The sequence below is a fragment of the Mesorhizobium sp. M0601 genome (assembly GCF_040320845.1).
GTDB lineage: Bacteria > Pseudomonadota > Alphaproteobacteria > Rhizobiales > Rhizobiaceae > Mesorhizobium.
The window spans coordinates 196,012-216,204 of sequence record NZ_JAMYQK010000002.1 but is presented as its reverse complement, the minus strand read 5'-3'; the positions used below and the strand labels follow the sequence as shown (position 1 = coordinate 216,204).

The 20,193-nt window shown below is 62.8% G+C and carries 19 protein-coding genes; 3 read left to right on the top strand and 16 right to left on the bottom strand.

The genetic code is table 11. The features are described from left to right. Nucleotides 1-10 precede the first annotated feature (10 nt). Nucleotides 11-2,431 (top strand): polysaccharide biosynthesis tyrosine autokinase, encoded by a 2,421-nt coding sequence (locus NKI41_RS03490; RefSeq protein WP_352469932.1) that lies wholly within the window; start codon nt 11-13, stop codon nt 2,429-2,431. Between the two features lie 15 nt (nt 2,432-2,446). On the opposite strand, the gene NKI41_RS03485 is transcribed toward NKI41_RS03490, so the two are convergent. Together NKI41_RS03485 and NKI41_RS03480 are read right to left on the bottom strand one after the other, a co-directional pair. After that, nucleotides 2,447-3,148, bottom strand: coding sequence for a metallophosphoesterase family protein (locus NKI41_RS03485; RefSeq protein WP_352469933.1), 702 nt, complete (start codon nt 3,146-3,148; stop codon nt 2,447-2,449). Nucleotides 3,149-3,341: 193 nt separating this feature from the next. After that, complete coding sequence (locus NKI41_RS03480; protein ID WP_352681427.1) at nt 3,342-5,249, bottom strand: propionyl-CoA synthetase; 1,908 nt, start codon at nt 5,247-5,249, stop codon at nt 3,342-3,344. Nucleotides 5,250-5,419: 170 nt separating this feature from the next. On the opposite strand from NKI41_RS03480, the gene NKI41_RS03475 reads away from it, so the two are divergent. Beyond that, nucleotides 5,420-6,211 carry a DUF2259 domain-containing protein gene (locus NKI41_RS03475; RefSeq protein ID WP_352454688.1) on the top strand — a complete coding sequence of 264 codons (792 nt, stop codon included), beginning with the start codon at nt 5,420-5,422 and terminating at the stop codon, nt 6,209-6,211. Between the two features lie 285 nt (nt 6,212-6,496). Here the strand turns inward: NKI41_RS03475 and dhaK are convergent, their stop codons facing one another. The 14 genes from dhaK to NKI41_RS03405 form a co-directional block, all read right to left on the bottom strand. Beyond that, a complete protein-coding gene (gene dhaK, locus NKI41_RS03470) occupies nt 6,497-7,483 on the bottom strand; it encodes a dihydroxyacetone kinase subunit DhaK (RefSeq protein ID WP_352681425.1) in 987 nt (328 codons plus the stop codon). Between the two features lie 26 nt (nt 7,484-7,509). Beyond that, on the bottom strand, nt 7,510-7,932 hold the full coding sequence (locus NKI41_RS03465) for a hypothetical protein (protein ID WP_023676327.1): 423 nt from the start codon (nt 7,930-7,932) through the stop codon (nt 7,510-7,512). Between the two features lie 8 nt (nt 7,933-7,940). Next, nucleotides 7,941-9,557, bottom strand: coding sequence for a phosphoenolpyruvate--protein phosphotransferase (gene ptsP / locus NKI41_RS03460; RefSeq protein WP_352681423.1), 1,617 nt, complete (start codon nt 9,555-9,557; stop codon nt 7,941-7,943). Next, the gene (locus NKI41_RS03455) at nt 9,541-9,843 is read right to left on the bottom strand and encodes an HPr family phosphocarrier protein (protein WP_023676329.1); all 303 of its coding nucleotides are present in this window, start codon (nt 9,841-9,843) and stop codon (nt 9,541-9,543) included. The genes ptsP and NKI41_RS03455 overlap by 17 nt, the downstream gene beginning before the upstream one ends. Nucleotides 9,844-9,865: 22 nt before the next feature. Continuing rightward, nucleotides 9,866-10,255, bottom strand: a complete 390-nt coding sequence (gene dhaM / locus NKI41_RS03450; RefSeq protein ID WP_352448466.1) for a dihydroxyacetone kinase phosphoryl donor subunit DhaM — start codon at nt 10,253-10,255, stop codon at nt 9,866-9,868. Then, complete coding sequence (gene dhaL / locus NKI41_RS03445; RefSeq protein ID WP_352681421.1) at nt 10,252-10,854, bottom strand: dihydroxyacetone kinase subunit DhaL; 603 nt, start codon at nt 10,852-10,854, stop codon at nt 10,252-10,254. The genes dhaM and dhaL overlap by 4 nt, the downstream gene beginning before the upstream one ends. Before the next feature lie 81 nt (nt 10,855-10,935). Next, nucleotides 10,936-12,579: a dihydroxyacetone kinase subunit DhaK gene (locus NKI41_RS03440; RefSeq protein ID WP_352681419.1), complete on the bottom strand. Its 1,644-nt coding sequence runs from the start codon at nt 12,577-12,579 to the stop codon at nt 10,936-10,938. 67 nt (nt 12,580-12,646) lie between these two features. Continuing rightward, complete coding sequence (locus tag NKI41_RS03435; protein WP_352448469.1) at nt 12,647-13,660, bottom strand: ABC transporter ATP-binding protein; 1,014 nt, start codon at nt 13,658-13,660, stop codon at nt 12,647-12,649. Continuing rightward, nucleotides 13,653-14,765 (bottom strand): ABC transporter ATP-binding protein, encoded by a 1,113-nt coding sequence (locus NKI41_RS03430; RefSeq protein WP_352448470.1) that lies wholly within the window; start codon nt 14,763-14,765, stop codon nt 13,653-13,655. Before NKI41_RS03430 ends, NKI41_RS03435 begins: the two co-directional genes overlap by 8 nt. A gap of 3 nt (nt 14,766-14,768) precedes the next feature. Beyond that, nucleotides 14,769-14,969, bottom strand: coding sequence for a hypothetical protein (locus NKI41_RS03425; RefSeq protein ID WP_023676334.1), 201 nt, complete (start codon nt 14,967-14,969; stop codon nt 14,769-14,771). After that, complete coding sequence (locus NKI41_RS03420) at nt 14,966-15,916, bottom strand: carbohydrate ABC transporter permease (protein WP_352448471.1); 951 nt, start codon at nt 15,914-15,916, stop codon at nt 14,966-14,968. The genes NKI41_RS03425 and NKI41_RS03420 overlap by 4 nt, the downstream gene beginning before the upstream one ends. Beyond that, nucleotides 15,913-16,860, bottom strand: coding sequence for a carbohydrate ABC transporter permease (locus tag NKI41_RS03415; RefSeq protein ID WP_031211681.1), 948 nt, complete (start codon nt 16,858-16,860; stop codon nt 15,913-15,915). Before NKI41_RS03415 ends, NKI41_RS03420 begins: the two co-directional genes overlap by 4 nt. 110 nt (nt 16,861-16,970) lie before the next feature. Then, nucleotides 16,971-18,302 (bottom strand): ABC transporter substrate-binding protein, encoded by a 1,332-nt coding sequence (locus NKI41_RS03410; protein ID WP_352681416.1) that lies wholly within the window; start codon nt 18,300-18,302, stop codon nt 16,971-16,973. Between the two features lie 212 nt (nt 18,303-18,514). Then, nucleotides 18,515-19,204, bottom strand: a complete 690-nt coding sequence (locus tag NKI41_RS03405; protein WP_352681414.1) for a PIG-L deacetylase family protein — start codon at nt 19,202-19,204, stop codon at nt 18,515-18,517. 27 nt (nt 19,205-19,231) lie between these two features. Between NKI41_RS03405 and NKI41_RS03400 the strand changes: the two genes are divergently transcribed. Further along, nucleotides 19,232-20,122: a DMT family transporter gene (locus NKI41_RS03400; RefSeq protein WP_352448474.1), complete on the top strand. Its 891-nt coding sequence runs from the start codon at nt 19,232-19,234 to the stop codon at nt 20,120-20,122. Nucleotides 20,123-20,193 lie beyond the last annotated feature (71 nt).

Sequence of the window (20,193 nt, the reverse complement as noted above, 5' to 3'; positions counted from 1 at the left end):
TGGACCGAAGATGAACTATGCCAATTTTCCTGTCGACAAGAGGACGCCATTGCCGGCTTCTAATGCGGCAAACGCCGAAGACTTCATCGACATCGAGCGCCTGCTTGGCATGGCCGCGCGGCAGGCGAAAGTGGTTGCCGCCTGCGCCGTCATCGGTCTCTTTCTCGGCGTGCTCTATTTGCAGACGACGCCTCCTACCTATGTGGCGACGAGCAGCGTGCTGATCGACGAAGGATTGAACAAGGTCGTCGACGACATTTCGGCGGCGTCGGTCAGCATGCAGACCGACTCCGCCGTTCTGAGCCAGATCGAAATACTACAGTCGGCCAGGCTGGCTGGGGTGGTCGTCGACAAGCTGAAGCTCGATCAGAACGACGCTTTCATGAACCCTCCGACGTCGGCCCTGTCGAAGGTTGCTGGCTTTGTGCGCGGTATCGTCCAGTCTGTCCGCCCCAAGCGCGCCGCTAGCACAACCGATGTCACTCAGCTTGATGCTGCGACGCGTGACGCGATCACCGCATCCTCATCGCCCCGTGACTACGCAATCTTCAAACTGCAGACCCAACTCGATGCCGAGCGGATCGGCCGGAGCTTTGTCATCAGCATCTCCTTCCAGGCGACGGATCCGGCGCTTGCGACCGCCATCACCAAGGCCTATGCCGATGCCTATCTAGCCGATCAACTCGATGCCAGCTTCGACGCGACCGAGCGGGCGGCGGTCTGGCTGCAAGGCAGGCTGACCGAGCTTCGTGAGAGCTCCCAGGCGGCTGCACTGGCGGTCGAAAAGTTCAGGGCCGAACACGGATTGGCCGTCAATGACGGCCAGCTGATCAGCGACAAGCAATTGTCCGATCTCAACACCCAGTTGATCGTCGCGCAGGCCGATACAGCACGTGCCGGCGCCCGCTATCAGCAGTACAAGTCGATCGTCGAAAGCGGCTCGGACAACGCGTTCAAGGACGCTGCGATATCGAACGACCAGCCGAGCAGCTCGGTCATCACGACGCTGAAGAACCGCTATCTCACCGTATCCAAGCGACAGCAGGATGTCGAAGCCAATTTCGGCCCGCAACATCCGCAGGCCGTCGCGCTCGCCAAGGAGAAGGCCGACATATCGGCGCAGATTTTCGGCGAGCTGAAGCAACTGACCGAAAGCTACCGCAACGAATACGAGGTCGCTCTGGCGCGCGAAACCGCGCTCCGCGCAAATGTCGCCTTGGCGGCTGGCAAGAGCTCCATCGACAACCAGTCGCAGGTCAAGCTGCGTGAGCTGGACCAAAAGGCGACGGCGCTGTCGACGCTCTACCAGACGTTCCTGAACCGCTATGAGGAGGCCGCCCAGCAGCAATCCTTCCCGGTCGGCAAGATCCGGGTCATCTCGGACGCGACGATGCCGCAGTCGGCCGCAACCCCCCGCACAGCCATCGTGCTGGGGCTTTCGCTGGCGCTTGGCATGATGCTGGGGGCAGGGGTTGGTGGCCTGAATGAATTCAGGGAACGCTTCTTCAGGACCGGCGAGGATGTGCGCGACCGGGTCGGCCTCAAATTCCTCGGCTACCTGCCGGTCATCGGCAAGGCTGGCAAGGATGACCAGCGCAATGGCGGTCAGCCTGACGTCAAAGTCGTTGAATCCAAGACCGCCAAGTCCTCCAAGTCCCAGCCCTCCAAAACATTGTCGGCAGCCGAAAAACGTGCGCGGATGCGGGTAACCGTCGATGCCCCGGCATCGATGTTCTCCGAGACGCTGCGCAACGCCAAGATCGCCTTCGATGTCGTCATGGAAGGCCAGGGCAGTCGGGTCATCGGCGTGGTCTCGGTGCTTCCCGGCGAGGGCAAGTCGACGGTGGCGGCCAATCTTGCCGGGCTGCTTGCCGTCAACGGATCGAAAACGCTGCTGATCGACGGCGACCTGCGCAATCCCGGCCTCAGCCGCAGCCTCGGTATGGAGGCCGAGCAGGGCCTGATGGAAGCTGTGGTGAGCGGGCAGACATGGCAGTCGGTCGGCAAGATCGACCGGCAGACCAAGCTGGCTATCATCCCGGCCGTCCTGCGTGGCCAGTTTTCGCATACCAGCGAGCTTCTGTCTTCAGCCGGCATGCGGCGTTTCATCGATAACGCCAAGGAAACCTTCGAATACATCATCGTCGATCTGCCGCCGCTCGGGCCTGTCGTCGACGCCAAGGCCTTCGCTCCGCTTGTCGACGGCTTCGTGCTGGTCACCGAATGGGGACGCACGCCGCGTGCGATGGTGCAATCCATGCTCAGCTCGGAGCCCTACATCGCCAAGAAGATCATTGGCGCGGTGCTGAACAAGGTCGAACTGAAGAAGCTGGCCAAATATGGCGCGATCGGCGGCTCGGAAAAATTCTTCGACAAATATTCGAGCTACTATCTGGAAAAATCGGAAGCGCGCACCAAGGCAGCCGCCTGAGCGACGACATCGCGCTCAGGAAAATATCAACCTGGCGCGGTTGTCGACGATCCTGAGGGCGGTCAGCTGGCCGGTTTGGAAGGCGCCGGTGTCTATGCCAAGCCGGCGTCCCTCGAGCTTCGGAGTGTCGACCGGCGTATGTCCGTGCACGACATAGCGGTCGAGAAGATGCGCAGCGTCGAAGAAGTCCGAACGGATATTCAGCAGGTCGTCCTCGTCCTGCGCGGCGAGGTCGATGCCGGGCCTGATGCCGGCATGGACGAACACGAATTTCGCCGAACAGACCATGACCGGCAGCGCGCGCATGAAGCTAATGTGGTCGGCTGGAATGACTTCCCGAATGCGCTTGTCGACCTCCTCGCTTGACCCATAGAGATCGGCCATGCGCGACGGGTCGACGCCGTAGGAAAACAGCGTTTGCAGGCCGCCTATCGCCAGCCACGACTCTCTCGAAATGATCCCGTCGACGTAGTTCAGCATCACGACTTCGTGGTTGCCGGCAAGGCAGATGCGCTGGAAATCACGGAGCGGTGGCGCCAGCAGATGATCGAGCACACGCGCCGACTGGGGTCCACGATCGACGTAGTCGCCAAGCATGATTATGAGCTTGCGCCCTTCGAAGGGCGCCGAATCGAGCACGATCTTCTGCTCCAGGGCGCGGAGTTCCTTGTAGCAGCCATGCACGTCGCCGATCGCATAGACGACTGCGCCCCGCATATCGATCTCCAGCCGCTGGCGTGCCGCGGCCTGGGGCTTTCTCGATCGCTGGAACAGGGTCACGTATGGCGTCTCGCATGGCTGTGGGTGCGTCTCGATTCCGAAACAACATGACGACACCGCGCGTGGATACCACGTCCGGCGCCGGTCGTTCCATACCGGAGCTTCGGACGCAACTCGGCTTCGGCGCCCATTACAGGCCGATGCCGCGGCGGTTCAGCGCGGCGGTGATCTCGTCGAGGATGGCCGGGTCGTCGATCGTTGCCGGCATGGCCCATTCCTCCTTGTCGGCGATCTTCTGCATGGTGCCGCGCAGGATCTTGCCGGAGCGCGTCTTCGGCAGGCGCTTGATCGTCACCACCGTCTTGAAGGCAGCGACCGGGCCGATCCGTTCGCGCACTAGGGTGACAACCTCGTTTTCAATGATGCCGGCGTCGCGGTCGACGCCGGCATTCAGCACGACGAAGCCGAGTGGAACCTGGCCTTTCATAGCATCGGCAATACCGACGACGGCGCATTCGGCGACGTCGGGATGCGCGGCCAGAATCTCCTCCATGGCGCCGGTCGATAGCCGGTGGCCGGCGACATTGATGATGTCGTCGGTGCGAGCCATGACATAGAGATAGCCGTCCTCGTCCATCATGCCGGCATCCGCGGTTTTGTAGAAGCCGGGGAACTCGTCGAGATAGGCTTGGCGAAACCGCTCGTCGGCATTCCACAGCGTCGGCAGGCAGCCGGGGGGCAACGGCAATCTCACCACGACGTTGCCAAGCGTACCACGCTTGACCTCATGCCCGGCATCGTCGAGCACGCGGATGTCATAACCGGGCATCGGCACGCCGGGCGAGCCGTATTTGACCGGCAACAGGCCCAGTCCGGCGGGGTTGATGGTCATCGGCGAGCCGGTCTCGGTCTGCCACCAATGGTCGATCACCGGCAAGGTCAATTTCTGCTCCGCCCATTTGATGGTTTCGGGATCGGCGCGCTCGCCGGCGAGGAACAGCGTCCGGAATTTGGACAGGTCGTATTTCGGGACGAATTCGCCCTTCGGGTCCTGTCCTTTGATGGCGCGAAAGGCGGTTGGCGCGGTGAACAGCGCGACGACGCCATGCTCGGCGATCACACGCCAATAGGTGCCGGCATCGGGCGTGCCGACCGGCTTGCCCTCGAACAGGATCGTTGTGCAGCCATGCAGCAGCGGGCCGTAGACGATATAGGAATGGCCGACCACCCAGCCGACATCGGAAGCCGCCCAGAACACTTCGCCCGGTTTGACGCCGAACTCGTTTTCCATCGACCATTTCAGCGCGACCATATGGCCGCCATTGTCACGCACGATTCCCTTCGGCTGGCCGGTCGTGCCCGACGTGTAGATGATGTAGAGCGGATCGGTGGCAAGCACCGGAACACAGTCGACATTGGCACCCGCGGCCCGCTCCCGCGCCACGGCGTCGGCATAGTCGATATCGTGGTTTTCCCTGAGTTCGCAGCGCAGTTGGTCGCGCTGCAGGATAAGGCAGCTTTCCGGCTTGTGCCGCGACATCTCGATCGCCTTGTCGAGCAGCGGCTTATAGGCAACCACGCGCCCTGGCTCCAGGCCGCAGGAAGCGGAGATGATCAGCTTCGGCTTGGCGTCGTCGATGCGGGTGGCGAGCTCATGCGAGGCAAAGCCGCCGAAGACCACCGAATGCACGGCGCCGATCCGCGCACAGGCAAGCATGGCGAAGGCTGCTTCCGGCACCATCGGCATGTAGATGATGACGCGATCGCCTTTTTGGATGCCACGATTCTTGAGCACCGAGGTCAGCGCGATTACCTCGCGCTTCAACTCGGTATAGGTGAACTTCCTGATTGTGCCGGAAATCGCGCTGTCATGGATCAACGCGATCTGGTCGGCACGGCCGCCCGCCACATGACGATCGACGGCATTGAAGCAGGTGTTGCACGAGGCACCAATGAACCACCTGCCATAGACGCCGGCATTGGCGTCGAACACCGTCTCAAAGGGCGAGAACCAGTCGATTTCGCCCGCGGCATCGGCCCAGAATTTTTCCGAGTCGCGTTTCCAGTCGTCATAGACCTCGTGGTAGCGTGACGCCATCCAGCTTCCTCCCCAGGAATGTTTGCTGTCCTTGAAATAGCGTATGCTGGTTTGTGTAACCATGTATTTGTGCGTTTCGTTTGCCGTCGTTCTAACTTGGCCGCAAGTGCGGGTCATGGTGGTCTGGGGGCCGGTATCGTTCGAATTTTCGGCACTAGGGGCAGGGCGCGATGAAATTGCGATATGAGCTTGGGTTTGCCGCGGTTGCGACGCTGGCGGTGGTGCTCGCTTCAGCTGCTCAGGCAGGCGACGCGGCGGCTCGGCGCGTCATCGGCTTTTCGCCAGACGGCAACTACTTCGCCTTCGAACAGTACGGCACGCTCGATGCCGGTGCTTCGGATTCGGGCTGGTCGGAGATCGACATCATCGACACGCGGACCGATGAGTTCGTCGGCGGCAAGCCGATCGTCATCGCCGACGAGACGGAGGATTCGACATTGACGCTTGCGCAGGCGAGGGCACAGGCCGCCGAACTGGCGGCGCCCTTGCTGGCCAAATATGCCATCGCGCCGCGCGGCGAGCGGACTGCCTTGGACAGGTTCACCTTTCCCGACGACATGGTCGCCTACAATGACATTGCGCGCCTCGAGCAGGTTTCGCAAAAATGGCTTTCGCCGGCCTATGACGAGCTTGGCACCATCCAGCTCGAGCAGATCCGTGCCGACAGCACGGCGGATTGTTCAGCGAGTTTCGACGCGACGCTGCAAGGCGAAACGACCGGCAAGGCGCTCGGCTTTCGCCTGACGCTGCAGGGTCAGGACGGCAAGCCGATCAAGCTGCTGCATGAGGACAAGGCGGTGCCCGGTTCGAGGAATTGCCCGACTTCCTACAGCCTGTCGGAATCTTACGCATTCACCCCGGATGGAAAACCGGGCGTGCTTGCGGTGCTCGTGCAGCGCTTCAGCCAGGGATTTGAAGGGCGCGACCGCCGTTTCATCGCCGTGACTGGCCAGGCGCACTGAGGCAACGCGCTGAGACGTAGTCCGCTACCCGAGTTTGTTGTCCCTAAAGCGGGAGGGCAGCGAGCATAAGTCCGACCCCGCCGACGATCAGCAAGGCGGCTGCCAGCACCTTTCCATGGCGCTCGAAACCCGTCGGCGCCCGATCCCAATTGTAACGCATGCTCGAACTCCCCAAACCCGCAGATTCTTTATCTTACGCAGGGTGAGGAGGGCAACCTGTCTGGCGATGCGCGGCGTTGCCGATACCGGTCTTGTCACCGACTATTTCTGGGGCATTCTCCGCCGCTACATGCCCCAGCGCAGCGCGGCCGTATGTACCGGTGCATCCCACCAAACAGCCGCCTCGTCGTCGAGCATGCTCAGCGTGATCGAACAGCCGGCCATATCGAGCGAGGTCACATAGGACCCGACCAGCGACCGGATCACCGTCACGCCGTGCTTCTCGAAGATTTTGCGGGCGCTGTTGTACATCAGATAAAGCTCCATCAACGGTGTGCCGCCAAAGCCGTTGACGAAGAGTAGCGCCTGGCCTCTGGCACCGTCGCCCAGGTCACCCAGGATTGCGGTACAGATCTCCTCGGCGATAGCATCGGCGCTTTTCAATGTGTCGCGCCGCCTCCCAGGCTCGCCGTGGATGCCGACCCCGAACTCCATCTCGCCGTCGCCGATATCGAAGGTCGGCTTGCCCGCCGCCGGCACGGTGCAACTGGTCAGCGCCACGCCCATCGAGCGCGTCGCGCCGTTGACGCGCTCGCCGAGCGCCTTCAACGGCTCCAGTGCCATGCCTTGTTCGGCCGCCGCGCCGACGATTTTCTCGACCACCAGCGTGCCGGCGACGCCGCGCCGGCCGGTGGTGTAGGACGATTTTTCGACCGCAACGTCGTCATTGGTCACGATTTGCATCACGCCTTCCGACATTTCAGCGGCCATGTCGAAATTCATCACGTCGCCCTCGTAGTTCTTGACGATGAACAGGCAGCCGGCGCCCGTATTGACGACTTCGGCCGCCGCCATCATCTGGTCAGGCGTTGGCGAGGTGAATACCTGGCCGGGGCAGGCCGCATCCAGCATGCCGTGCCCGACGAACCCGCCATGTAGCGGCTCGTGACCCGAGCCACCGCCGGAGATCAGCGCCACCTTGCCCGGTGTGAGCAGCTTGCGGCGGACAAATTTGTGTTCCTCGCCAAGCGCCAGGATATCGGCATGCGCGGCAACGAAGCCGTCGAGGCTCTCGGTCAGCACCGTATCGACCGAATTCAAAAATTTCTTCATGGCCGTCCTCCCGAAATAGCCCAGCGTCAGCTGCCCTTGCCGGCGATGCTGGTGATCTTCTGGATGAAATCGTTGACCGCCCGGTCGAGCGCCGCGTTCTGCTTGTCGTCGCCGAAATCGGGAACGATCAGCGAGACATGGCGTGTCTTGCGCAAGCCTGCGGCCAGCGACATCTTTCCCGGATGCGCCCGATGGTAGGCCTCAAGGAAATGATCGCGTTCGGCCGGGCTGAAATGGCAGACGGAGAAGATAGCCGGCAAATGCTTCGACGGGATCGGCGTCGAATAGGCCGGGCTGGAAATCTGCGTGACGAAGCTGCGATGCTTGCCCAGCGCATCAGCGAGGCGCTGGCGCATGCCGGACGGGCGCTGGTCGATCACCTGCGACAGGATCGTCTTGTAGGCGCGGATCGCCTCTTCGGGGCCGGATTGCGACGCCTTGTCTGCCATACCGGGGCCTAGATCGAAACGTCCGCGATGGCCGCCTTGGCCATCGCGAGTTGGGCGGGAGCGACGGAGAGGTCACGCAGGCCGGTTTCGAGCAGCGCCGGGATCGAGGCGGGGTCGCCGCCGGCATCGCCACACAGGCTGACCGGGATATTATGCTCGCGGCCGAAGGCGGCAACCGAGGCGATCAGCCGGAGCACGGCCGGGTGCCTGACGGAATTCAGATGTGCGACCGACGCATTGTCGCGCGCGGCGGCCATCACGTATTGGGTCAAATCATTCGAACCGATCGAGAAGAAGGCGGCCTTGGCGAATGCCTCCGGTGCGATGGCCACCGACGGCACCTCGACCATGATGCCAAGCGGCGGCATTTTGTGCGCGATGCCGCGCGCCAAAAGGTCAGCCTGCTCCTTAGCGAACAGCGCGGTGGCGTGTTCATACTCTTCCGGAACGGCGATCATCGGGAACATCACCTTCAGATTGCCGTGCATGGCGGCACGTAGCAAGGCGCGGATCTGCACACGAAAGACCTCCGGACGCATCACCGACAGCCTGATCCCGCGCAGGCCAAGGAATGGATTACCTTCCTCGACGGTCAGGCCCGGCACAGGTTTATCGCCGCCCGCATCGACAGTACGGATCGTCACCGGCCTGTCGCCTGCCCATTCCAGCACTCTACGGTAGGCGCGATATTGCGTCTCCTCGTCCGGCAGCGTCTTGCCGAACAGGAATTCGGTCCGCATCAGCCCGACACCGTCGCACGCCGCAGCATCGATGCGGTCGACATCGGACGGATCGGCAATATTCACCTGCACGTGGACCGCTATGCCGGTCTTCGTTGCTGCCGGCCTTGTCAAATAGGCTGCCGCTTTGTCGCGATGCGCCGCGAAAGACGACGACGATCGCCGGAATGCGTCGATCTCCGCTTTCGAAGGCGCCAACACGATGCCGCCATGTTCGGCATCGAGCAATGCGATTCCGGTAAGGTGAGCCGGCGAAGCACCGGGCCCGGCTGCCCCACGCGCTAGGAGCCCCAACCCCACCACCATTGGCACGCCGCGTGAGCGTGCCAGCATTGCGACATGACTTGCGGCACTTCCGGCCGTAAGTGCTATGCCGCCGCCGGCACTCCAGTCGGTTTCGAGGAAGCGCGTCGGTGCGATATCCTCGCCGTAGAAGATCGCACCTGCCGGCGCGGCAATGTCGCCGCCCCCGGCAAGCGCGCGTAGCACCTGGTCGCGTATGTCGCGCATGTCGGCCGCGCGCGCCCGGAAATAGTCCTGCTCGGATGTTTCATAGCCGGCTATCTCGGCGTCGAGCGCTTTTCGCCAGGCCACATCAGCAGCCATGCCCTCGGCAATTCGCGCAAAGGCCGGGCCGGTCAGCGCGTCGTCCTCCAGCATGGCGAGCTGGAATTCGAGGATCCCGGCCGCCTCGCTGTCGCTGGTTTCGATCAATGTCGCGAGCCGGCCTGCGGCAATGGAGATGGCGGCCTCAAGCGCCGCCTTCTCGTCCGCGGCAGTCGCCTTGCGGACATAACGCACAGCAGCCTGGTCCAGATCGAACAGCGGCCCCTCGGCATAGCCGGCCGATGCCGAAATGCCCTGCAGCCTAAGCGGTTCGGGCATGGTCCTTGCCTTCGTCGAAATCGCGCCGCACCAGCTCGACCAGTGCGCCGACCGCCTCGCCGGCGCCGTCCCCTTTGGCTCTGATATGCAGGACAGTGCCTTTCGGCGCTTTCGCCGCCATCACCTTGACGATGCTCTTGGCGTCGAACCATGGCCCGTTGGCGGCGAGCGCAATCTCGACGTCGGCCGAAAACGTCTTGGCAAGCTTGGTGAACTTCACCGAAGGACGCGCATGCAGTCCCACCTCATGGGTGATCAGGACGCTGGCCTCGGCTGCTGCGGACATGCTTGTCAAAATTCCCGTTCGTTCACGACGGCGACAATTCGTGCGCCGTCGCCACCACTTCCCTGAGCGAGGCGCCGCCGGAAGCCTCGGTCGCCGCCATCACCGCGCCTTCGACGATCGGCGCATTGCAGACGATGATCTTCTGGGCGCGTGGTTCGCCGATCATCTCGACCGCCATCTCGCTATTGGTCTCGGCACCGCCGAGATCGACGAGGATCGCGACCCCTGCCTCCGACCAGGCCTTGTCGATGGCGCCCATGATCGCCTCGACATTGGTTCCCAGCCCGCCATGGCCGTTTCCGCCGCACCATGCAAGCGGCACTTCGTTGCCGACCATCTGCCGCACCATGTCGGCGGTGCCTTCGGCGACCAGCGGCGAATGCGATACGATGACGATGCCGACATTGCTCATGCGCGCCTCTCGATTGCCTCGGCTACGGCCCGCACCAGAAGCGCAGTCGAGCGTGCGCCGGCATCCATATGACCGATCGAACGGTCGCCAAGGAATGAGGCGCGCCCACGCAGCGCCTTCATCGGCACGGTCGCGTCGGCCGCGTTGTCGGCGATCTCGACGATGTCCGCTGCCGTCTTTCCCCGCAGCAGGGCCTCATGCACCGGCTGCAGCACGTCGAGCATGGTTTTTTGCCCGGCCTGCGACTTGCCTCTGGCGGCAACCGCTTCGATCGCCTTGCCGAAGGCCGCCGCCAGGTCGGCGCGACCCGGCGCGGCGGAAATCTCCTTGCCGAGCGCCATGAACAGGGTGCCGAACAAGGGACCGGAGGCTCCGCCGACGGTCATCACCAGTTTGGTGCCGATCGCCTTCAGCGCCTCGGGCAACGGCTTTGCCGCAAACGCGCCGACCTCGGCCCGCACTGCCTCGAAGCCGCGTTTCATGTTGAGCCCATGGTCGCCGTCGCCGATGGCCTGGTCGAGACTGGTCAGCTCTTCGGCATGTGCGGCGATCGTGTTTGCCGCTGCCTCGATCAGCCTGGAAATATCCGCTGCCGCCATATCACCCATGCTCCTGGCCCCTGCGCTGCCGGCAATACGAGAAAATTGCATATCCGGCAATTGAAGCATTCTTTTCCCCAGTCAAGCGGGTTCGAGCAACGCAGCGAGGGCAGTGAAGACCTCGGCGACGGCAAAGGCGCCGGGGTCGACCACGCCGTCGAGCTGGCTGCCAATATAGGCGGACCGCCCGGCCTTGGCCTTGCGCATGGCAGCGGTGGCCTCGGCTCCGCGTTGCGCCGCGACCGCCGCATCTTCCAGACTCCCCCTATCCAGCGCCCTCAAGGCGGGTTCCAGGGCATCGATCATCGTGCGATCGCCGACCCTCGCTCCACCATAGAAGGACATCCGATCGAGGCCGGCGAGAAGCGCCTTGGGAAGCGTTTCGCCAGACTCCAGCGCCTGCGCGGCGGCGGTGAAGAAGATCGACAACAGCACGCCGCTAGAGCCGCCCATGCTGGCGCTCAGGATGTCGCCGAGGGCGGCGAGCGTTGCGGCAGGGTCAGCGAGCGGCAGTGTTGCAATGCGGCCAAGCACACTGCGCGCACCGGCCGCCACTGTCGATCCGGTGTCACCGTCTCCCGCCTTGGCATCCAGTCCGTTCAACGAGCCTTCAAGCGAGATCAGCCGTTCGCAGACCGCGACAACCAACCGGTCGGTGCGTGCGTCCTGGCTGGCTTTCGACGCGTTGTTCGGGCCGGCGGCTTTGGCCATCGGCACGACGCTGGCTTGGCGAACGGCTCTTGCCGGCAGCCAGGCGTGGGGGCCTACCGGCGCCCGCAACGCCGCTTCGCGCGACGCATCGAGCCGGATCAGCGACAGGGAAAAGCCGTTCATGTTGAGCGCGGTCATAAGCTGCCCGGGCCCGATTGTCAGCGTCACCTTTTGCGCCAGCGGTGAAGCCAGTACCGCATTGGCGACAAGCAACATTTCCAGCGGTGGCACCGAACCGAGATTATTGATCAGCAAGGCGTAGTGGCTGACCGGATCAAGCCGCGCGGCAAGGCGCTCCGACATGATCGCAACCAGCCTTTCGGCACTTTGCACCGCAATCCGCTCAACGCCCGGTTCGCCATGGATGCCGAGGCCGAGTTCGGCATCGTCCGCCCCGAATCTTTCTTCATGGCTCTGGCCGGGGATCGAGCAGGATGACAGCGATATGCCGAGCGAAACGATATCCGCCGCCACTGCCCGCGCCGCCCCGGCAATCGCCGCCAGGTCAATGCCGGCTTCCGACTGGTGGCCGGCGATCTTGTGCACGAACAAGGTGCCGGCCAGGCCACGCGGCTGGGCAATGTCCGGCAGGGCGATATCGTCGGCGACAATCACCATCTCGACCCGGAAGCCTTCGGCGCGCGCCTTCTCGGCTGCCAGGCCGAAGTTGAGGCGATCGCCGGTATAGTTCTTGACGATCAGCAGACACCCGGCGGGACCGGTCACCGCGCGGATGGCGGCCAATACCGCTTCCACGCTCGGCGAAGCAAAGATCTCGCCCGAAACCGCCGCCGTCAGCATGCCAATGCCGACAAAGCCGGCATGGGCAGGTTCGTGCCCGGCCCCGCCGCCGGAAATGACCGCAACCTTGGTCTTATCCCAGTCCGCGCGGAGAATGACCTTGATCTCGGGATAGCCGTCGAGGCGAGCGAGATCGCCGGCGCCGGTAGTATCGAGGAAGCCGTCCAGGGCCTCAGTTACGATCGTATCCCTGCGATTGAAAAAATGCTTCATCGAATTGGTCCAGTCCGGTGCCCGAAATTGCCGGTTGAAAGGTGCCAGGAAAACACTCGCGCAGCGCTCACATCAGCCGTCGCCCATCGGGGCCGAAATACAGCGGCGAGCGATAGCGGATCATGATCTTGTCGCCCTGAGCCAGGTCGGTGTCGGGGTCGGTTAGCGTCACCAGCTTCCTGGTCCCCACCGTCACATGCAGATGGTTCTGGTCGCCGAGATGCTCGACCCAATCGACGACGCCGTCGGCATGGCCGTTCGCCGCCTTCTCGATCGAAAGATGTTCGGTGCGGGCACCGATCGTCTTTGTTCCCGCCGGCGCGCCGCCATCCGGCAGCAGTCCGACCGGCAACAAATTGATTGCCGGTTGGCCGAGCCGTGCGGCGACGTGTAGGTTTGCCGGCTCAGAATAGATCGCGCGCGGGGAACCGATCTGCACCAGCACGCCGTCGGCGAGAATGCCGATGCGGTCGGCCATGGTCATCGCTTCGATCTGGTCGTGCGTGACGTAGAGCATTGTGGCGCCGAGTTCCGCCTGGATGCGCTTCAGCTCTAGCCTGAGATCGGCGCGCAGCTTGGCGTCGAGCGACGACAGCGGCTCGTCCATCAGGTAGATCGACGGCTTGCGCACCAAGGCGCGGCCGATGGCGACGCGCTGCATCTCGCCGCCAGAGAGTTTGGTCGAGCGATTATTCAGCTTGTGGTGGATGCGCACCATCTTGGCCACGTCCTCGACGCGGCGGCGGATCTGATCCTCCGGCATTTTCCGTGCTGGCGAGCGCAGCGGAAAGGCGAGGTTGTCGTAAACCGACAGATGCGGATAGAGCGAATATTGCTGGAATACGAAAGCGGTGTCGCGCTCGGCCGGCGACAGCGTCGTCGTGTCGTGGCCGGCAATATGGATCGAGCCCGCTTCCGGACGCTCCAACCCGGCGATCAGCCTGAGCGTCGTCGTCTTGCCGGCGCCGGTCGGCCCGAGCAGCACGACGAATTCCCCGTCGGCGATATGCAGGTCGAGATTGTCGACGGCGACATGCTCGCCAAAAGCCTTGGTCACGCTTTTGATGTGAACGTCAGCCATGATGTGCTCTCCCCTGGGAGGCCGAGTCATGGATTTCGGTGCGCACCGCACGCCCGGATCCTTTTGCGAACAGCGACAGCCGCGCGCTGCTCAGCGCCAGGCCCACATGATCGCCCGGATTGAGCCGGATTTCGGCCGGCACCCTGGCCTTGATGATGCCGTCCGCTGTCTCCACCGCGACGATCTGAGTGGTGCCCAGATATTCCGTGCCGTAAATAGCACCGCGCAGCTTCGAAGCGTCATCGAAGCGGATGTGCTCCGGTCGGATGCCAAGCGCCATCTCGGCCGGCGCGACGTCCTCGCGGATCTCCGGCACGGCCACCTTCGCGCCTTGCACAACAATTTCCCTGGCGCCCTTTGAAAGCCCGCCGCCGAAGCCGAGGAAATTCATCGGCGGCGAGCCGATGAAGTCGGCGACGAACATCGTCGCCGGCCGGTCGTAGATCTCGCGCGGCGTGCCGAACTGCTCGATGACGCCGTGGTTCATCACCGCGATCTTGTCGGCCATCGACATCGCTTCCATCTGGTCATGCGTGACATAGACGGTGGTGGCGTGAATGCGGTTGTGCAGTTCTCGCAATTCATGGACCATCAGGTCGCGGAATTCGGTGTCGAGCGTGCCGAGCGGCTCATCCATCAGGAAGCATTTTGGCCGCCGTACGATGGCGCGGCCGAGCGCCACGCGCTGGCGATCGCCGCCGGCAAGCCCCGAGACCGATTTGTTGAGCAGATGGTCGATCCGCAAAAGCTTCGCCGTCTCCTCCACTCGGCTCCGGATTTCAGCGCCTGGCACGCCTTGCGCCAGCAGTGGAAAGCCGATGTTCTTCCGCACATTCATGTGCGGATAGAGCGCGAACAGCTGGAAGACGAAGGCGATGTCGCGCTCGCGGGCACGCCGCATGGTGACGTCCTCGCCGCCAAGCAGGATCTTGCCGCCGGTTGGCAGTTCGAGCCCGGCGATCATGCGCAACGTCGTCGTCTTGCCGCAGCCGGACGGCCCCAGCATGACGAAGAATTCGCCGTCCTCGACGACGAAGTTGGAATCTTGCACGGCGACGAAATCGCCGAATGCCTTCCTCAGATGTTCGACCCTGATCTCGGCCATCGTCTACTCCGGAAATTTCGAGACGATGATGAACATCGCCGTGCCCGCAAGCATGGTGATGAAGGAATAGGTGTAGAGCACCAGTGCGAAGGGCTGGAACAGCATCAGGAAGCCGATGGCGATGATCGCGGTGGCGACGTTTTCCATCAGCCCGCGCCTGGCCCAGACGGGCCAGCGCGATTTGCGTTTTGCGGTCATGCTCATTTACGCACCGCGCCAAAGGTGATGCCGCGCAGCAATTGCTTGCGAAGCAGGATGGTGAAGACCAGGATCGGCACCAGAAAGATCGTCGTGCCGGCCGCGACCGCCGGCCAGTCCTGACCGCCTTCGCCGATGATGGTCGGAATGAAGGGCGGCGCGGTCTGCGCCGTGCCCGAGGTCAGCAGCGCAGCGAAGGCATATTCGTTCCAGGCAAAGATCAGGCAGAAGATGGCGGTTGCGGCAATACCGGTGGTCGCCTGCGGCAGCACCGTGCGCCAGAACGCCTGCAGCCTGGTGTAGCCGTCGATCATCGCCGCTTCTTCATATTCGCGCGGGATCTCGTCGATGAAGCCTTTCAGCAGCCACACCGCCAAGGACACGTTGACCGCCGTATAAAGCAGGATCATGCCGAGAGCCGTGTCCGACAGGCCAAGCTCCCGGTACATCAGGTAGATCGGGATGGCGACCGCGATCGGCGGCATCATCCGCGTCGACAGGATGAAGAACAGAAGGTCGTCGGCGAGCGGCACCTTGAAGCGCGAAAAACCATAGGCCGACAGCGTGCCGAGGAAAACCGCGCAAAACGTCGAGCCGAACGCGATGATCAGCGAATTGACGAAGCGCGGCATGAAGTTGGACGGGCCGGCGATCACCATATTGCGCTTGCGCACCGTCTCGTCGCACAGGCCCGTCGCCGGTCCCAGCGAGTTGATGTATTCCGGTGTTTGCCGAGTCCGGGTCGAGAACAAATTGCAGTAGCCCTCGAGGCTGGGCTGGAACAGGATCTTCGGCGGATAGGCGATCGAATCCGGCGGCGTCTTGAAGCTGGTGGCGAAGATCCACAGCAGCGGCACGATCGAGATCAGCGCGTAGGCAACGATGATGGCGCCGGCGACGCGCTTCGACGTGGCCGACGGCGCGACAACGGAATGGGCTGACGTCAGGCTCATCTCTGCTTCACCTTGTTGAGCGCCTTGACGTAGATGTTTGCGAGGCCAAACACTGCGACGAACAGGATGATGGCGAAAGCCGAGGAATAGCCCGTCCGCCAGCTTTCGAAGGCCTGCCGCTTCAGCGTGATCGAGGCCACTTCGGTGGTCGATCCCGGCCCGCCGCCGGTGAGCAAATTGACCATGTCGAACATCTTGAAGTTCTCGATGCCGCGAAACAGCACCGCCAGCATGATGAAGGGCAGCGCCATCGGCAGCGTGATCGACCAGAACTGCCGCCAGTTGGAGGCGCGGTCGACCTCGGCCGCTTCGTAGATGTATTCGGGGATCGAGCGCAGGCCGGCGAGGCAGATCAGCATTACGTAAGGCGTCCACATCCAGGTGTCGACGATGATGATCGACCATGGCGCCAGTGACACGTTGGAGAGCATGCTGATCTCGGTTGCCGGAATGCCGGTGACGAACGAAACGGCGTAGGCGAACAGCCCGATCTGCGGCTCGTAGAGAAAGCGCCAGAAATTGCCGACCACCGCCGGCGATAGCATCATCGGCACCAGGATGATGGTCGTCCAGAAGGCGTGGCCGCGGAACTTGCGGTCGATCAGCCAGGCCAGAGTGAAGCCGATCAGCGTCTGCAGCAGGATGGTCCAGAACACGAAATGCGCCGTCGTCTGCATGGCGATCCAGATGTCCTGGTCGGCGAGGATGCGCTTGTAGTTGGCCAGCCCGAGGTTCTTCACAACCTCGTTGGGCCGATTGGCGCGAAAATTGGTGAAGGACAGATAGATTGCCCAGAACAGCGGAAAGATGTTGATAGCTAACAGCAACAGGATCGTCGGCGAGATGAACAGCCAGGCGAGGCCCTTGTCGCTGATGCCCCGGACCTTGCGGGCCAACGGCTCGGGCGTAGCCCGGGCAACGCTGTCCGCCGTCCGATTGAGCATGGTCAGTCCTGCTTCGGTCACTTGGCTCGTCTCGACAATGGAATTTATCTGAACTGTGTCCCGTGCCAAGTGGCACGGGACGGTTCGGTCATGGGCTCGGGAGGAGCAGTTTACATCTTGCCATCGTCCTGGAAGACCTCGGTCCAGTCCTTGACGAGGCCGTCGAGCGCATCCTTGGCCGAGCCTTGCCCGGCAACGACATAGTCGTGGAAGCGCTTCTGCGATGCCTGCAACAGCGGGGCATAGCTCGGCTCGGCCCAGAAGTCCTTCACGATGGCCATCGAGTCGAGGAAGGTCTGCGCATAGGGCTCGCTGGCCGGGAAGGCCGGGTCCTTGACGACCGCGTTGAGGCAGGAATAGCCGCCGAGCGACCACCATTTGGACTGCACGTCCTTGTTGGCGAACCATTTGATGTATTTGAGCGCGGCTTCCTGCTTGTCGGAATAGGAGACCACCGAGATGCCCTGGCCGCCGAGCTGGGCGAACTGGTCCCCGTCCGGACCTTTGGGATTGACGAAATAGCCGATCTTGTCGCCGCCGACATTCTCGTCCTTCTGCAGGCCTGGCCAGGTGAAGGCGAAGTTCATGTGCATCGCCACCTGGCCGGATTTGAAGGCATCGACGCCTTCGCCCATGTAGCTGTTCGAGGCGCCGGGAGGGGTGCAGCAATCGTAGAGGGCTTTGTAGAACTCCAGGCCCTTCGCCGATTTATCGGAGTTTACGAAGCCTTCCATCTCGTAGGGCTTTTTCGGGTTTTCGTACTGGAAGCCGAAGCTGTAAAGCACGTCCATGGCGCCCATGGTGATGCCTTCCGAGCCGCGCTCGGTGTAGATCGACGCGCCATAGACGGTCTTGCCGTCGATGTCGCGCTTCTGGAAGAATTCGGCGATCTGCTTCAATTGGTCGAAGGTCGTCGGCGGGCCGAGATCCCAGCCGTACTTTTCCTTGAATTCCTTCTGCAGCTCCGGCTTGGAGAACCAGTCCTTGCGGTAAGTCCAACCGACCACGTCACCCATGGCCGGCAGCGCCCAGTAATTCGGCGAGTTCTTCGGCCATTCCGAATAGCCGACGACGGTCGCCGGCACGAAATCGTCCATGCTGATCTTCTCCTTGTCGAAGAAGTCGTTCAGCTTGACGTAATGGCCGTTCTCGGCGGCACCGCCGATCCACTGGCTGTCGCCGATGATGAGGTCGCACAGCTTGCCGTGCGAATTCAGCTCGTTGAGAAAGCGATCGGCATAGTTGGTCCACGGCACGAATTCGAATTTCATGCCGATGCCGGTTTCCTTGGTGAAGTCCTTGGACAATTCCACAAGCGCGTTGGCCGGGTCCCAGGCTGCCCAGCAAAGCGTCAGATCTTCTGCCTGCGCGACATTCGAAACGGCTGTCGACGCAAAGAGTGTCGATGCCAGTCCCAACGCCAATTTCAAGGTCGATTTCATGCCTTCCTCCCATTTGCGAAACGCGTCCGGATGACGGTTTCAAGAGCCCGCTAAACCCCTCCTCGGGGGCCCAAACACAACGACGCGGCGGCGCACCGGATGTTTAGTAATTTGTTTAGTGATGCAATTTTTACTAAACAAGGCAAGCGAATTCGTTGCTGCACCGCAGCATGCTGGACAGGAAAGCAACGTGAGAAGTTGCGGCGACCTGTCTAGGTCACCGTCTTGTTGCTGACGGCCACCGGACGGATCACTGGGGCCGGCGGCAAAAGCGCGCGGATATCGGCGAAGGGGAAGACTGGCTCGAAGCGGAACGCCTCGGCAAACGATCCGGCTGGGCCGTTGCACTGGCCGGCGCGAAAGGCGTTCTGCGTGCGCGCCGCGTCGACGAAACGCTCGGGATCCTGCGACTGGTGCGCCCGGATCGCCTCCGCCTTGAGATCGAAATGCCTGGAGGTGTCGACGTAATGCGTTGGCGAAAACCCGGTGCTGCCGAACGTGTCGGCATGTAGCACCGGCACCGAGAATGACGCTGCGATGCGCACGCCATCCGACAGCGCGCGGTGGTCGCCATGATAGTCGTTCGGCGCATGCGTTATCATCAGATCCGGCCCTATCTCGCCGATCAGTGCTTTGAGCGCCCCGATCAGCGCGGCATCCGCGACCAGCCCGCCATCGGGAAAGTCGAGGAAGCGCGGCGTCACGCCAAGCAGGCCGGCCGCCGCCGTCGCCTCCTTGCGGCGCGTGCGGGCCAGCGCTGACGGATCGCCGTAGCCGCCCCTGGTGCCATCCGTGGCTATGGCAAAAAAGAGTTCTGCGCCTTGCGCGGCATAGGCCGCCATCGTACCGAACATGAAGATCTCGATGTCGTCCGAATGCGCGCCAAGCGCCAATATCTTCACTCTCATCTCTCCCGGAAATGGAAAAACGTGCCCAACGGAATTCTGCTCGCACTCATCGCCTATGCAAGCTATTCGTGCAGCGACGCCGTTGTCAAAAGCCTGGGCGGGCAGTTCAACGTCTTCGAGATCGGCTTCTTCTCGACATTGTTTGCCGGCTGCTTTCTGCTCTTTGCCAGGCCGGCAGGCGAGCGCTGGCTCGATTTCTGGCGCACCAACCGGCCCTGGGCGGTACAGGCCCGGGCCTGGGCCGGCATCGCCTCGGGCGTGCTCAGCGTCTATGCCTTCACCACCATCCCGCTGGCGGAAGTCTATGCGCTCATCTTTCTGGCGCCGCTGTTCGTCACCATCCTAGCCACGCTGGTCCTCAAGGAGAAGGTCGGCCCGTGGCGGTGGCTGGCGGTGGTCGCCGGCTTTGCCGGGGTCATGCTGGTCGTCAGGCCGGGGTTTCGCGAATTGCATCTTGGTCATCTGGCGGCGTTCATCATCGCCTTCCTGGCCGCCACCAATGTGATCCTGATGCGTTCGCTCGCCGCGCAGGAAAAGCGCACGACGATGCTCGGCGTGCTGATCGGCTACGGCCTGCTCTTCAACGGCGCCGGTGCGGCGGCTACCTCGTTCTCGTTGCCGGATGGCAGGCAATGGGCCTGGCTGGTACTGGCCGGCGCCTTCACCGCCGGCGGCCAGCTGTTGCATCTGCTGGCGGTCAAATACGCACCGGCCAACCGCATCGCGCCGACGCATTACTCGCAGATCGTCTGGGCGGTGGTTCTGGGTGCGCTGTTCTTCAGGGAATATCCGGATTTTCTGTCGCTGGTCGGCTTGGCCGTGGTCGGCGGTTCCGGCCTGCTGACCATGGTGCGCGAGGAGGTGCGGCTCGGCACGGTGCGCTGGAACCCGTTTTCGCGGACCAGGCTTTGAGTCGGCGCCGAGATTGCGCCGCGACCGCCACCGCTGATATGCGGTTGCTGCCAACTGGCTGCACAGCATAG